The sequence below is a fragment of the Desulfovibrio sp. 1188_IL3213 genome (assembly GCF_036763145.1).
Classification (GTDB): Bacteria; Desulfobacterota; Desulfovibrionia; order Desulfovibrionales; family Desulfovibrionaceae; genus Desulfovibrio.
The window spans coordinates 1-14,062 of the sequence record NZ_JBAIYR010000032.1; the positions used below are offsets into that span (position 1 = coordinate 1).

Consider the following 14,062-nt stretch of genomic DNA (forward strand, 5'->3'; position numbering starts at 1 on the left):
GCACCGCCAGGGGCGTTGCCAGCTTGAGCGCGCAGGAATAGTCCACCAGCAGCACCGAGGCCGCGCGGCGGAAATCCCGTGTGAGCAGCCAGACCACGGCGGCCAGCCCAAATGTAAAGGGGACGGCCATGTCTGCCAGGCGCTCGTATTTGCCCTGGATACCCGCCTTGAGCGTTTCAGATTCTTCAATAAATTTTACGACCTGACGCAGGCGTGTGCCGTCACCCACATGCCGGGCGCGGATGACAAGGCTGCCTTCTTCCACCACCGTTCCTGCGAAGACCGAGGCCCCCACGGTTCTTTTGACGCCAAGCGGCTCCCCTGTCATGGAGGACTGGTTGACCACCGCGCAGCCTTTTTCGACCACGCCGTCCACAGGGATGCTGCCGCCGTCGCGCACGACCACAAGGTCGTCCTCTTTTACCTGGGCAAGGGGAACGGACACTTCCGTGTCGTCCACAAGCAGCCAGACGTTTTCCACGTTCAGGGCCAGGCTTTCGGTCAGTGTTGCCATGGAGCGGCGGCGTGTCCAGTACTCCAGGGTTTCTCCAAGGCCCAGCAGCAGGGTGAGCAGGCTCACTGTGCGGAAGTCGCGCATGATGAGTGACGCGCCGATGGCGGCCGCGTCCAGAACGTCCACGTTGAGCGCGCCGCGCAGGACGGCCTGCACGCCTTTGAAAAGAAAAGGCACGGCGCTGATCACGCTGTTGACGATGCGCAGGGCCATAGGCAGCAGGGGCCGAACGAAAACATATTGAAAGACCGGCAAAAGCCCTTCGGTGAGCGTGGCTTCGCCGGGGCCGGGAGCGGGGTCGTCGCCGGGTATTTCCAGGTGTGCCAGGGGGCTTTGCTCGTCGCCTGCGCCCACAAAAAGGGTCAGGGCGTCTTCACGACTCTGCTGGTCTTCATAAAAAAACAACAGGCTGCCCAGGCGGGGAGTGACGCGGGCCACAATGATGCCGGGCAGGGTGGCCAAGGCTCCTGCGAGTGCTTCGGCCTGTGCGGGACTGAGAGGGCAAGAGGCGCGCACGCGCATTCTGCCGGAATCGGGCGTAGCTATGCCACGCAATTCATGGACGATATAAAAACGCATGCGCGCTCCTGTTCCAGAAATAAAGCAAAGGCTGCAAACTGCGGGGTGTGTCCATCGCCCGAAGAGGGCGGTATCGCCTGAAGGGAGCCGGACAGGCCGGGGCGCGTCGGGCGTTTCTTGAACGGGTATTTTTGTTGTGCTGCCATAGAGCAATGTGACAGGGGACCTGGTTAACTGCTCTGTGCGGATTTTCCAAAAAATTCGCACCACAAGATGCTTGCAAGGTGAACAATCTTCACCGTTGAGAAGCGTTTCAAGGTGGAAAAATACCAAAGTGCGCGGACGAGAAGTCCGCGCAGGGCAAAGGCCTTGCCGGGGGCAAGGCCGATTGCATTAAGCTTCAGCAGCGTCCTTGCCGGCTTTGCGTTTTTCGGAGGCCAGACGTGCTTCGGCGGTGAGGTCTTCCACATCTTCCTTGAGGGCTTCGACCTTGGTCAGCAGGGCGTCTTTGACGTCAATGCCGCGGCTGATAAGATCAGTAGCCAGAGGCTTGAAGTCAACCTTGCCGCGACTCACGGCGGTTACGCCCACAGCGCCGATGATCAGGCCGCCCAGGAACCACAGGCCGCATTTAAAACCGCTATTCATAACTATCTCCTTTGCTTGTTCACAGTATGCCGTCTCTCCTCAGGGCAGTCAGCCGCATTGAGGATGTCATTCGCGTCTCTGCCGGAAAATCCGGCAGTCAAAAATGGTATAATAAACGAAGGTCGATGAAAAGCCTGCTAAGGGCAGCACATTTCGGCTGCCCCAAGGCGGTTGTGCAAGGCGTCGGTGCTGCCCCTGATGGGCCTGAAGCGGTTTCAGCCATGCTGTTTATGGCATGGCCCCAAGCCCGATTTTTCAACAAACGCCCATCTGAAAGGTTGCCAGGACAGTTTTTACGACACTGCTCTGGCGGCTGCGGGAGCAGCCTCCCCATAGGAAAGACCGGGCGCTGCTTCAGCCGTTGCCTCACGGACGTACGGATGAAGGCGGCAACACATGCATTTGCACGTCATGTCCGTCTTGGGCGCCGTAGTGAGCGCCATAAACCATAAACCTTCAAGGTCCCTTGAGAACGTCTGTCCTCAAAGATAGAACGCCCTAGTTGCCGGAGGCCGCCAGGTCTACCTTTATATAGTCTGCTTCGCTGTTGCGCAGGGAAATGGTCACCCCCGAAAGGCGCAGGGCTACAGGGTCCTTGAGGGGAGCCCGCCCCACAACGGAAACTGTCGTGCCGGGGATGAGACCCATATCGCGAATGCGGCGGTTCATCTCACCAAGGGCTTCCACTGCGGCAATTCTGCCCTTCTGGCCTACCTGCATCTGACGCAGATTGACAATCTGGCTCATGCGTGTTCTCTCTTTTTTAGCAGCACCGGGTAATGCATCTGAATACCGTTTCGGGCCGCACGGCCCATGCCGCAGCCTGATGCGGCGGTGGTGCGAAGTGGCGTTTTTTCAGGCTTGGCAGCGATCTTGCTCCCAATAGGGAATCGTGTCAAGAGAAAAGAAAGTCAATTTCAACCGGAGTTCTCAAGCCCCGTAGTTTGCCAAGGAGAGAGCATGCAGCCACCATATGTTGCACACCTGATGGAAGGCAGGGCACGGTTGCGCCATCCGGCTCTGGCCGATGCTGGCGTGCGTGAGACAGCGCGGGTCTTTTTGCTGGACGAAGGGGGCGTTTGCGAAGTGCGCCCAGGCAAGGAATCACTCTTGCTGTTTATGGATTCCGGCACGGACTTTGCCGCCGTCTGTCAACGGCTTGAAGGTAAAATTCCGGGGCTTCTGACTCCCGTGGCCGAGGCCGCAGCCGCGCGCAGGGCAGAAAGACGCGCGCATTTTGCCGCTGCCCAGGGCGAGGGCAAGGGACGCAAAAGAAAAGAGAGCCGTGGGTGCGGGGATATGCTGGGCGATGTGCGCGTTCCCGGTTTCTTACAGGCCCTGACCAAGGGCAACAGCAAAAACAAGATCATGGGCATCACCCCCCGCAAATTTGAGGTCCGCACCATGTTCGGCGCGGGCAGTTTGTGTCTTTTGTCTGGTCTGGCCGGGGGCAAGGCCCTGCACGTAGCTGCCGGGCTGGCCTGGGCGGCTCTGGCTACCCGCCATGTGTGGGTGCGCCGCAAGGCACTGTAGAGCATTTTCGCATTGCGCATACCCACTCTCAATGCTTCCAGGACGCCTGCTTCGGCGCGTAACAGCGCAAGTAAATAGCTCTGCTGTCTTTTCCGCAAGCCCTTCGGGCAACGGCTGAAGCTGCGCTTATGCCTCTGCGGCGGGCGTCCGCGCACGCATCCGTCAGAGCAGTTTCAAAGTGAAATTGCTCTGGGCGAAGGCTCTTCGGGCGCATGATAAATGCTGTCGGGATGCCGGAACAGCAAGCATGTTGCCAGAAATGATCAGAGGCCGGAGCGTCATACGCTCCGGCCTCTGATGTTTACACTAGACAGTGTCGTCACGAGCGCCTTTCCCGGTATCTCTGCGTCGAACTTCGCCTTTTATTCCGGTCGAGTACCATAAGAGTACACTCCCTGCATAAAAGGCTCGTTCTCCTTGATATACCAAGGAAATTCATCTCGTGACGACACTGCCTAGAGCAATTTCACTTTGAAACTGCTCTGGCGGATGCGTGCGCGGACGCCCGCCGCAGAGGCATAAGCGCAGTTTATCTGCGCGGTTAAACGCCGAAGTGAGCGTGTCTTAAACTTTGAGAATGTATATTCTCAAAGTTAATCTGCTCTAGTGCTGACGCGCTACATCTAGGCGTTGGCCCTGGCGTCGTCTCCCCCTTCGGGGGCGTCTTCCGTTTCATGGCGCCCGGCCACAAGGTTGCGATGGCCGGAGATGATTTTGGGAATGACATCGGGTTCAGCCAGTGATGTGGTGTCGCCGATATCCTCGTAGCTGTCTCCGGCGATTTTCCGCAGCATGCGGCGTATGATCTTGCCGGATGTGGTTTTGGGCATGCCTTCCACAAACTGTATGTATTCCGGCGTCGCCAGAGCGCCGATGTCGCGGCGCACGGCCTCGCGCAGCTTGGTGCGCAGGTCTGCGCTCCAGGGAACCTCGTCGCGCGTGACCACATATACGTAGATGCCTTCGCCTTTAAGGGCGTGGGGCATGGGAACCACGGCAGCTTCGCCCACTTCGGGGCAGGCGGCCAGCACGGCCTCTATTTCAGCGGTGGAAAGGCGGTGCCCGGAGACGTTGATGGAATCGTCAATACGTCCCAGTATCCAGAAGTAGCCATCCTGATCGACTTCCGCGGCGTCGCCAGAGGCGTAGCAGCCAAAGCGCGAAAAGTAGGACTGGTATTTTTCTTCATCATTGAAAACGCCTTGCATCATGCCCGGCCAGGGGCGGCGGATGACAAGATGCCCCGCCTTGCATCCGGCTTCGGGTTCTTCGCCGTCGCGCGCGGCCGAACCCATAACCGTGGCATCAATCCCGGGCAGCGGCTTGGAGGCCGAGCCGGGCTTGAGCTTTGTGGCGTAGGGCATGGGGGAGATCATGGCTCCGCCGGTTTCCGTCTGCCACCACGTATCCACAATGGGCAGCTCGCTGCCGCCGATGTGCTTGTGGTACCAGTGCCATGCTTCTGGGTTGATGGGTTCGCCCACGCTGCCCAGGATGCGCAGGCTGCGCAGGTCATAGCGCTCTGTCCATGCCTCGTTCATACGCATGAGTGAGCGGATGACCGTGGGCGCTGTGTAGAGGATGTTGACCCGGAAGTTTTCCACAATGCGCCAGTATCTGTCCGGATAGGGCCAGGTGGGTATGCCCTCGAACATGAGCGTGGTGGCCCCCAGAGCCAGCGGGCCGTAAACGCCGTAAGTGTGACCGGTGATCCATCCCGCATCGGCAGTGCACCAGTAAACATCGTCATCGCGCATGTCGAAGCACCACTGCGTGGTGTGGGCCGCATAGGTCAGATAACCGCCCGTGGAATGCATCACCCCTGTGGGCTTGCCCGTACTGCCGCTGGTGTGCAGCAGAAAGAGCGTATCGTTGGAATCCATCGGTTCGCAGGGAAAGTCGGGGTTAAGGGTGAAGTCGTCAATAAGGTCGTGCCACCAGATATCGCGGTTCCGCTGCATATTGACGTTTTCAAGCCCGGCATGCCTGACCACCACCACATGGGCCACAGAGGGGCATTTTTCCAGAATGGGGTCAAGGTTGGCCTTGAGAGGCTTGAATTTGCCGCCGCGCACGGCTGCATCGGCCGTGATGACCACGCGGGCCTTGCAGCCCTGGATGCGGCTGCGCACGCCGCCTTCCGCATAGCCGGAAAAGATGGCCGTGTGTATGGCGCCTATGCGGGCGCAGGCCAGCATGGCGATAAAAAGCTCCGGTATCATCGGCATATACAGGGCAACATGGTCGCCCTTGCGTATGCGCAGTGAACTCATGGCGTGGGCTACCCGGCAGACTTCTGTATAAAGCATCTGATAGGTGTAGCAGCGCACATCAGTTTCTTTTTCACCTTGCCAGATCAGGGCGGCCTTATTGCGTCTGCCCGAAATAAGGTGTCTGTCGATGCAGTTAAAGGAAGCGTTGAGTTTTCCACCGGTAAACCACTGGTACTTATGGTTTGCTTCGTCAGCTTCCAGTACTTTGTCCCAGCGTTTGAACCAATGGATCAACTGCGATGCTCGCGCTCCCCAAAAGTCGTTGGGGTCTTCCAGGGCGCGGCGGCATAGTGCATTATACTCTTCCGGACCGCAAACCCAGGCCGACGTTTTGCCGTGCTCTGGTGGAAGATAGCTGCGATTTTCATTCAACAGTGTCGTGATCCGTTCCTGAGACATGATCCAGCCTCCATAATGCATAAAACAGTAAAATGAAAAGTTAACACTTTGCCATGATACATGCGTAAAGAGATTTTAAATAACCGTCAAGAGGCAGGATCTTGTTTGTGCTTTCAGTCATAGCTGTGAAAAAAATATCAATATTGCAAAAATTTGATATTTTTTACGGAGCCTAGCGGATTGTAACGCCGTTACAATTGAAGATTTTTTTCACAAGATGGGGTTAAAAAAAATATAATTTTTTTTAGGCAGGTACGTGCAAGCGGCAAAAAATTGGCTGCAAGTGATATTCATCCCGTCCATTGGGAGGGGGTAGCGTTTTTGTCGGGCAAAAGTCTGCCATGAGGGCAGTGAAATGGGTGGAGCAGGCTGGCGAAGGAACACGCTACACCGTGTCCCTTCGGCGCGAACAGGGCGGGCATGGGCGTTTGGCCTGTTGTGACCGCTGGCCGGGTATGGGCGATCGGGCCTGCCATGACCGATTTGGAGACCGGCGGGCGCTGCGGAGCGGCGCTTTGCGGCCTGACAGCAGCTTTTATGGCAAAACGCCTGGCTGAAGTTCCGGTGTTGAGGGCTGTGGCAATGCTGTGAGCGCGCCCGATCGCACCAGGAGCAGATCCAGGCAAAAAGGCCGACAAAAGAAAAAATCTTGCTCTGGGCGCGTGCCTTTAGGCAGTGTCGTCACGAGATGAATTTCCTTGGTATATCAAGGAGAACGAGCCTTTTATGCAGGGAGTGTACTCTTATGGTACTCGACCGGAATAAAAGGCGAAGTTCGACGCAGAGATACCGGGAAAGGCGCTCGTGACGACACTCTACAGCTAGGGCAATGCTATCCTGAATTTGTTCTGACGGCTGCGCCGACAGGCACCCGCCACAAAGGGGCTGGCGCTATGGGAATACGCACGCTGTGGGATCGCGCGCGATGGTTGCGCTGTCCGGGAGCGTGACAGGCGCTGTGCATTTTTGTGGATGGATTGCATGAAATATCCGGTTGCCGCGGCAATCCGTTGGCTGTCATTGCAAACCTTTTGTCCGGCCAGCTGTGTCGGATGTCTGCGCGCTTGGGCGTGGCGGCGTGGGCAGAGCGCGGAAAGTCGCACTTTGGGGGCTTACACGCGCCGTGAAAGAGTGTACGGTTTACCCGCGCCGTCCTGACGATTCAGGTTTTCTGCCGTTCTTTGCCGGCATGCTGCGGCCTTGCAGGCCATGCATTTTGTGCAGGCGGCAGAGTGCTCGTGTCGGGTACGTGTCCTGACGATGTTTTTTCGGAGCGTGTGCGGAACAGAAGGCTTCGTGTTCCGGCTCGGATAAAAATATGATCCGCGCATTTTTTTGGCTGCTGGCTGCCGGAAGGCGCGTTATGCCCCGTCCGTTTTGCTCTCCGCCATTTCCGCCGTTGCGGAAGGGTTGTCAGACGCGCTTTCAGCCCCCGCAGCATCAGCCGTCTCACTACATGGCGGCCCGTTGATGACCGCGCCGATCATGACGCCCAGATGGCACATGGCCAGGGCCAGCCACCAGACCCGGTAAAAATCGTGGCCGAAAATGCCGTTAAAAAGCCAGGCTACAAAACCTGCCCAAAAGCAGGCAGTCATGTGCCAGTAAATGCCCCTTTGCTTGAGGGCGCGTTCGGCCTGCAGGCGCGGCCTGATGCGCGCATAGCCCCACCAGGAAAAACCCAGCAGAAAGATCATGCCCAGGGCAAAGCCCACAAGCCCGTGCGCATACAGCATGTCCAGATAAAGATTGTGCGGATGGCTGATGGTGATGAGGTCTTTTTCCGGGGTAAGGCCCAGACTGCGGAAGGCGGAATTATATTGCCCGGCCCCGGCCCCGAACCAGGGGTGTTCCAGAAAAACGCGCCAGCCGAGCTTCCACAGGCTCCAGCGGCCGTCTTCCACAACAGCGTCCAGACGTGCGCGACCCTGCGCCACAAGAATCAGAAGCAGGCCGGCTGCGGCAAGAAGCGCCCCTTTCCAGCGAACCGAAGAAGTTCCTGTCAGAAACAGCCACAGGCCCATGACGGCGGCAATAGCCAGCGCGCCACTGCGGCTGCCCGCGCCGGCCAGCAGGAAAAAGGCCGGCCAGAGAACGGCCATGCTCAGCAACAGTGACGGCAGTCGTGAAAAAAACTGGCGCAGTATAAACCAGATGCCGAATGCCGGTATGAGGGCGAGGGCAATGTAGTTGCCTACCTCGTAATCGTCAAAACTGCCTGTCAGACGCCCGTTGCTGAGCGGGTAGCCCATGAGAAAATCCCTGCCGGTCTGTGCCTGCCACACACCGTCCAGGCCCTGCCAGAAAACGGCCAGCACGCTGGCCCAGACCAGGCGGCGCAGGTCTTTTTCGTTACGGACGCACTCCATGGCGATGAAGGGCAGAATAAAGCCCTTGTTGAGGCCGGAACCGGCGTGCAGAAAAGACGCACCGGGGTTTTGCGAAAAAACCACGCCGATAATGACCATAAGCCCAAGGCAGACAAAGAGCGGCCAGGCTCCCAGTCTGCGCAAGACGCTGTTTTGCCAGTTGCAGCGGTAATACTGGATGAGAAAGATCAGGCAAACCACGGGCATGATGTCGCGAATGGCATAGCCCGAGGGAAATGCGGCAAGCGAGGCCCAGAATGACCAGAAAAGGCAGGAGAACCAGCGCTCGGCGGGCGGCATCTGTCGAAATGCCGCCAAGGCGGCACGCAAGGCGGTTATCTGGTTTTTGCCATATTCCAGCAGAGTTTGCACAGCGCCTCCCGAGCATTGTTACAGAAAAATATCTATCTGAGATAAGACGCTTTTATATCCCGCGCCTTCTGTTTGTTCAAGTGCGGCAAAAACCTTGCCATGCGTCGGCATGCAAAATATACTGAGATAGTTCGTTATCTTATTATGAGGATACTATGGCACGATTTACAGGATTTGATGAGGTTTACAGCGCTCTTTATGTCGATTTTGACAACATTTTTACCCGTTTTCTTGAAATTGACCCTGAGGCGGCCCGTGCCTTCGGCGCCGCGCCGTACCGCTGGGTACGCTGGATAGAGAATCACGCCCTGCGCATCCTTTACGGCGAAGGCGTGCGCCGCCGCATCCTGAAACGCATGTGCTATCTCAATCCGCAGCGTTATCAGGAGTTTCGCAACTCTTTCATCCGCAGCGCCTTTCAGGTTGTGGATTGTCCGCCCCTTACATCCCGCGGCAAGACAAGCACTGATATTCATCTTGTTATGGACTGCATGGATGATCTTTCGCACTCTACAAAGTTTGATGAATTCATTATACTTTCCGGAGATGCTGATTTTACACCTCTGCTTATCCGCCTTCAGGAGCACGCCAGGCGCACCCTTGTGCTTTCTGTGGGTTACTCCTCTCCGGCATATACGGCCGCGGCTTCATGGCGTATCCGTGAAGACTGGTTTTTGCAACAGGCTCTGCGTGATGATCGCGATGATATGGAAGGCGACACCGGAGACCTTGCAGGCAAAAACGCTTCTCATGCAACGCTGGTGCAGGCCCCCGGCCGTGCGCCTCAAGGCGATAACGGCTATGGCAGGGGCGGCGATGCCTTTTCCGCAGACGATGCCGATGATGCCGATGATGGCGAAGAATCCACGCCCGGCAACGCCTGGTAAAAGATGTTCCGCATATGGTGTGTTCCGGCGGCGTTGGCGCTTGACGCGGGGCGCGCCCGAAGCTAAAGATGATCACGCTTTCTTTTGGTTCCCGCCCCGTTCAGGGGGTATTGCGCACTCCGGCGAAAAGTTCAGCCGTGGCCTTGCCGCCACGGGGCAGATCGCGGGGCAGGCTTTTCCACTGGCGCTGTGGGCGGCGGGCTTTGACGGAAACCATTTAAGGAGGTCCCATGCTTCGCCGAATGACATTCGCCTTCATTGGTTTTGTTCTTATGTGCAGCTCTGCTGCGGCCGCTGAAAAAATCGTGGTTGCCAGCGACTGTACCTGGCCGCCCATGGAAATGCTCGATGCAAACAAGAAACCCGAAGGTTACTCCAGCGACTACCTGCGGGCTGTGGGCAAGGCCGCGGGTCTTGACATGGACATCCGCAACGTGGCCTGGGACGGGATTTTCGGCGGCGTAGCCACCGGGCAGTATGATATCGTGGCTTCTTCCGTCACCATTACGCCCGAACGCCAGAAACAGTTTGACTTCACCGACCCTTACTATGAGGTTGTGCAGGCCGTGGTGCTGCCCGAAGGGCAGAGCATAAAGAGCCTGGCCGACCTCAAGGGCAAAAAGGTGGGCGGCCAGATAGGCACTACCGGCATTTTTGTGACCCGTAAGGCCGATGTGGGCGCGGACATCAAAGAATATGACGATGTAGGCCTGGCGATCCAGGATCTGGTCAACGGCCGCATCGATGCGGTGGTCTGCGATGATCCCGTTGCCATGTACTATGTCAACAAAAAAGCCGACACCGCTGGAAAGCTGAATATTTCGTACAAGACCGATGAAAAGGAATACTACGGCTTTACCGTGCGCAAGGGCCGCAAGGACCTGGTGGAAAAGCTCAATAAAGGCATCAGAGAAGTAAAGGCGTCCGGTGAGGAAGCCAGAATTATTGAAAAGTGGATGGGCAAATCCAACTAGCCCACAGGGGACGCTGCCGGCAGTATGGCCGTGTCCGTCGCATGAAGGAGGTTTCATGATACGTCGTTTTGCTTTCGCCCTGCTGGTTCTGACCATGTTTTGCGGTCAGGCTTTGGCCGCTGAAAAATATGTTGTGGCTACCGACTGCACCTGGCCGCCTATGGAGCTCCTTGACGAAAACAAGCAGCCCGTCGGTTTTGACGTGGACTTCATCACTGAAGTGGGCAAGGCCGCCGGCTTTGAGGTGGACGTGCGCAATATCGCATGGGACGGCATTTTCGGCGGCGTAGCCACCGGCCAGTATGACATTGTCGCTGCCGCCACCACCATCACGCCCGAGCGCCAGAAGCAGTTTGATTTTTCCGACCCCTATTATGAAGTGGCTCAGGCCGTGGTGCTCCCCGCAGGGCAGAGCATAAAGAGCCTTGAAGACCTCAAGGGCAAGAAAGTGGGCGGCCAGATCGGAACCACGGGCGTCTTTGTGCTCCGCAAGTCCGGCGTGGCTGTGGATCTCAAGGAATATGACGACGTGGGTCTGGCAATTCAGGACATGCTCGGCGGCCGCATTGACGCCGTGATCTGCGACGAGCCCGTTGCCATGTACTATGCCAACAAGAAGTCCGATACCGCCGGCAAGCTGAATCTTTCGTTCAAGACCGCCGAAAAGGAATACTACGGCTTTACCGTTCGCAAGGGCCGCAAGGACCTGGTGGAAAAGCTCAACAAGGGTATCAAGGCAGTCAAGGCGTCGGGCGTTGAGGCCCAACTGCTTGAAAAGTGGATGGGCAAGGCCGAGTAGAGCAGTTTCCCCCTGGAATTGTCTGGCGACTGCGCGAGCAGACGCCCGCCACGATGGACAGGGCGCGCAAAAGCTGCGCCGTTCAGCGCCTTCGTGAGCGTCAGATACCTTGAGCATGCATATACTCAAGGGAAAAAAAGCTCTGGACCGGACCAGCCATTATGGTTTCATGGGAGTCCGGGCCGTATGGCCCGGACTCCGCAGCCGTATTGATCTGAAGGATTGTGATGCACGATAAAAAAGACGGAAGCAAGGGCAACATCATTATGGTCACGGAGGGGGCCTCCATCCCTGACCCGCGAGAATGGCGGCTCATCAATGCCTGGTCCATCGCCCTTGTCGGGGCCGTTTCCACCTTGTTTGCCCTGTGCCTGCTCTGGCCTGAACCCTATTTGCGCATTTTGCTCTATCTGCCGGACGGCGTTCTTATCACCTTCAAGATCACCGTTCTTTCCATCTGCTGTGCCGTGCCTCTTGGCCTGCTCACCGGCCTCGGGCGTATTTCAAACAATCGCCTGATCAATCTTGTCGCCTCCACCTATGTGGAGGTGATTCGCGGCATTCCTTTGCTGGTGCAGATTTTTTACATCTACTACGCGCTTTCGCGTTTTGTGCAGGTCAGCGGCGTTACCTCCGCCGTGGTGGCTATCAGTTTTTGCTACGGCGCGTATATGGGCGAGGTTTTCCGCGCGGGCATCACCGCCATCAGCAAGGGGCAGAGCGAGGCTGCGCGTTCGCTGGGCTTCAACGGCTTTCAGACCATGCGCTATGTGGTTCTGCCGCAGGCCATGCGCACCATTCTGCCGCCCGTGGGCAATGAATGCATCGCCATGCTCAAAGACACCTCCCTGGTATCCATCATGGCTGTGCCGGACATCATGCAGCGCGCCAGAAGCTTTGTGGGCACAACCTATCTCTATTTTGAGACGTATACTGTGGTGGCACTCATATATCTTGTCATCACTCTTATTCTTTCCAAAACCGTGAGCATCATGGAAGCCAGGCTGAACTATTATGACGGAAAGTAGCACCGCCGCCACGCAGGACGCGCCTGCGCCCATCATTGCTATCAGTAATGTGTGGAAATATTTTGGTTCTTTGCCCGCCTTGCAGGACGTGAGCCTGGACGTGGCCTCCGGCGAACGGGTGGTCATTATCGGTCCCTCCGGTTCGGGTAAATCAACCCTGCTGCGTTCCATAAACCGTCTGGAAGAAATCGATCAGGGCAGTATTGTGGTCAAGGGGCAGAATATCATGAGCCCGGACAACGATATCAACCTGGTGCGCCAGAATCTGGGCATGGTTTTTCAGCAGTTCAACCTTTTTCCGCACAAGACCGTGTTGGAAAACCTGACCCTTGCCCCCATCAAGCTGCGCAAGCTCTCGCGCGAAGAGGCTGAATCCCGCGCATTGGGTTTGCTGAAAAAAGTGGGCATCAGCGACAAGGCCAATGTCTATCCGGCCATGCTTTCCGGTGGGCAGCAGCAGCGTGTGGCTATTGCCCGCGCGCTGGCCATGCAGCCCGACATCATGCTTTTTGACGAACCGACTTCCGCCCTTGACCCTGAAATGGTGGGCGAAGTGCTGGACGTTATGGTCAAGCTGGCTGAAGAGGGCATGACAATGGTCTGTGTTACCCACGAAATGGGCTTTGCCCGTACCGTGGCCGACCGTCTTATCTTTATGGATCAGGGACAGATCGTTGAACAGGGCAGGCCGGAAACCCTGTTTACCACACCCCGCCATCCGCGGTTGCGCCAGTTCCTGAACCAGATTCTTTAGAGCATTTTAACTTTTAAATTGCTCTGGCGGCTGCGTGAGCAGACGTTCGCTACGGAGGCGTAAGCGCAGTTTATCTGTGCGGTTAAACGCCGAAGTGAGCGTGCCTTAAACTTTGAGAATGTATATTCTCAAAGTTAATCTGCTCTAGAACATTTTCACTTTGAAATTGCTCTGGCGGCTGCGTGAGCAGACGTTCGCTACGGAGGCGTAAGCATAGGGCGGAAAGGCGTACGTGCAGCTTCAGCGCCTGCCCGTAAGCGCTTGGGATGCATAGCAGCACTGCTTGCTTATGCTGCCAGGCGAAGCGGTGAATGCTATCCCGCTTTGAAAGTATATCTTTCAAGGCTGATATTCTCCGGTGCATGCAGTTTTTGGGGCCTGAGGGGCTGTTTTGCACGGCAAATCCGCCCCCAAGCCATTGTTTGCCCCCTCAAAAATTACTGGCGTCCCGAACGCCAAAAGCCCGCCTTTGTCCCCTCGGCAATGATGAAAACTGTGGATTGCGGCGGCAGAGACCGTGGTATGTCTACCGGCAACAGCATTTTCTCCGGCACCGTGGCCGTGGCCGTGAGCGGCGGCGTGGACAGTCTTTGCGCTCTTGTCATGTTGCAACAGGCAGGACACAGGGTGTTGGCGCTGCACGGCCTTTTTCTGCCTGACGCCGCCCCAGAACCGCTGCCCGGCCTTGCTGCGGCCTGCGCGATCCTTGGCGTGCCCCTGCATGTGGCGGATCTCAGACCTGTTTTTGAGCGTGAGGTTCTGGCCCCCTTTGCCGCTGCGTATGCGGCGGGGCGTACGCCCAATCCCTGCGCACTGTGCAATCGCGCCATAAAATTCGGCGCTTTGTTTGATGCCGCCGTGAATTTGGGCGCGCAGGCACTGGCTACCGGCCATTATGCGCGGCTGGCGGCCGCTCCGGAAGATGAGGCCAAGGGTGGGGCTGAGGGTGAGGTTTCGGTCTCTCAGCCCCAATGTTCAGAGCCGGCGGCTTCG

11 protein-coding genes and 1 pseudogene are annotated in these 14,062 nt (G+C 57.2%); 7 read left to right on the forward strand and 5 right to left on the reverse strand.

The window, feature by feature from the left end:
- The 3 genes from V6C16_RS03315 to V6C16_RS03325 all read right to left on the reverse strand — a co-directional run.
- A partial coding sequence (locus V6C16_RS03315; protein ID WP_442886176.1) for a P-type ATPase occupies positions 1-1,093 on the reverse strand: 1,093 nt, incomplete at its 3' end.
- A gap of 333 nt (positions 1,094-1,426) precedes the next feature.
- Positions 1,427-1,681, reverse strand: a complete 255-nt coding sequence (locus V6C16_RS03320; protein ID WP_333534763.1) for a DUF6110 family protein — start codon at positions 1,679-1,681, stop codon at positions 1,427-1,429.
- A gap of 498 nt (positions 1,682-2,179) precedes the next feature.
- Positions 2,180-2,428, reverse strand: coding sequence for a FeoA family protein (locus V6C16_RS03325; protein WP_012625372.1), 249 nt, complete (start codon positions 2,426-2,428; stop codon positions 2,180-2,182).
- Between the two features lie 213 nt (positions 2,429-2,641).
- Here V6C16_RS03325 and V6C16_RS03330 point away from each other — a divergent pair, with 213 nt between their 5' ends.
- The gene (locus V6C16_RS03330; protein WP_333534762.1) at positions 2,642-3,214 is read left to right on the forward strand and encodes a hypothetical protein; all 573 of its coding nucleotides are present in this window, start codon (positions 2,642-2,644) and stop codon (positions 3,212-3,214) included.
- A gap of 623 nt (positions 3,215-3,837) precedes the next feature.
- On the opposite strand, the gene acs is transcribed toward V6C16_RS03330, so the two are convergent.
- Both acs and V6C16_RS03340 read right to left on the reverse strand, forming a co-directional pair.
- Positions 3,838-5,886, reverse strand: a complete 2,049-nt coding sequence (acs, locus tag V6C16_RS03335; RefSeq protein ID WP_333534761.1) for an acetate--CoA ligase — start codon at positions 5,884-5,886, stop codon at positions 3,838-3,840.
- 1,361 nt (positions 5,887-7,247) lie between these two features.
- Positions 7,248-8,627, reverse strand: coding sequence for an O-antigen ligase family protein (locus tag V6C16_RS03340; protein ID WP_333534760.1), 1,380 nt, complete (start codon positions 8,625-8,627; stop codon positions 7,248-7,250).
- Positions 8,628-8,782: 155 nt separating this feature from the next.
- Between V6C16_RS03340 and V6C16_RS03345 the strand changes: the two genes are divergently transcribed.
- From V6C16_RS03345 to V6C16_RS03370, 6 genes and pseudogenes are all read left to right on the forward strand, one after another.
- Positions 8,783-9,514, forward strand: coding sequence for an NYN domain-containing protein (locus V6C16_RS03345; RefSeq protein ID WP_333534759.1), 732 nt, complete (start codon positions 8,783-8,785; stop codon positions 9,512-9,514).
- A 230-nt stretch (positions 9,515-9,744) separates the two neighbouring features.
- Positions 9,745-10,488: a basic amino acid ABC transporter substrate-binding protein gene (locus tag V6C16_RS03350; protein WP_333534758.1), complete on the forward strand. Its 744-nt coding sequence runs from the start codon at positions 9,745-9,747 to the stop codon at positions 10,486-10,488.
- A 55-nt stretch (positions 10,489-10,543) separates the two neighbouring features.
- On the forward strand, positions 10,544-11,287 hold the full coding sequence (locus V6C16_RS03355) for a basic amino acid ABC transporter substrate-binding protein (protein WP_333534757.1): 744 nt from the start codon (positions 10,544-10,546) through the stop codon (positions 11,285-11,287).
- Between the two features lie 227 nt (positions 11,288-11,514).
- Positions 11,515-12,315: an amino acid ABC transporter permease gene (locus V6C16_RS03360; RefSeq protein ID WP_333534756.1), complete on the forward strand. Its 801-nt coding sequence runs from the start codon at positions 11,515-11,517 to the stop codon at positions 12,313-12,315.
- On the forward strand, positions 12,302-13,069 hold the full coding sequence (locus V6C16_RS03365; RefSeq protein ID WP_333534755.1) for an amino acid ABC transporter ATP-binding protein: 768 nt from the start codon (positions 12,302-12,304) through the stop codon (positions 13,067-13,069). The genes V6C16_RS03360 and V6C16_RS03365 overlap by 14 nt, the downstream gene beginning before the upstream one ends.
- Positions 13,070-13,591: 522 nt before the next feature.
- Positions 13,592-14,062, forward strand: a pseudogene (locus V6C16_RS03370) (tRNA 2-thiouridine(34) synthase MnmA); the annotation flags it as partial.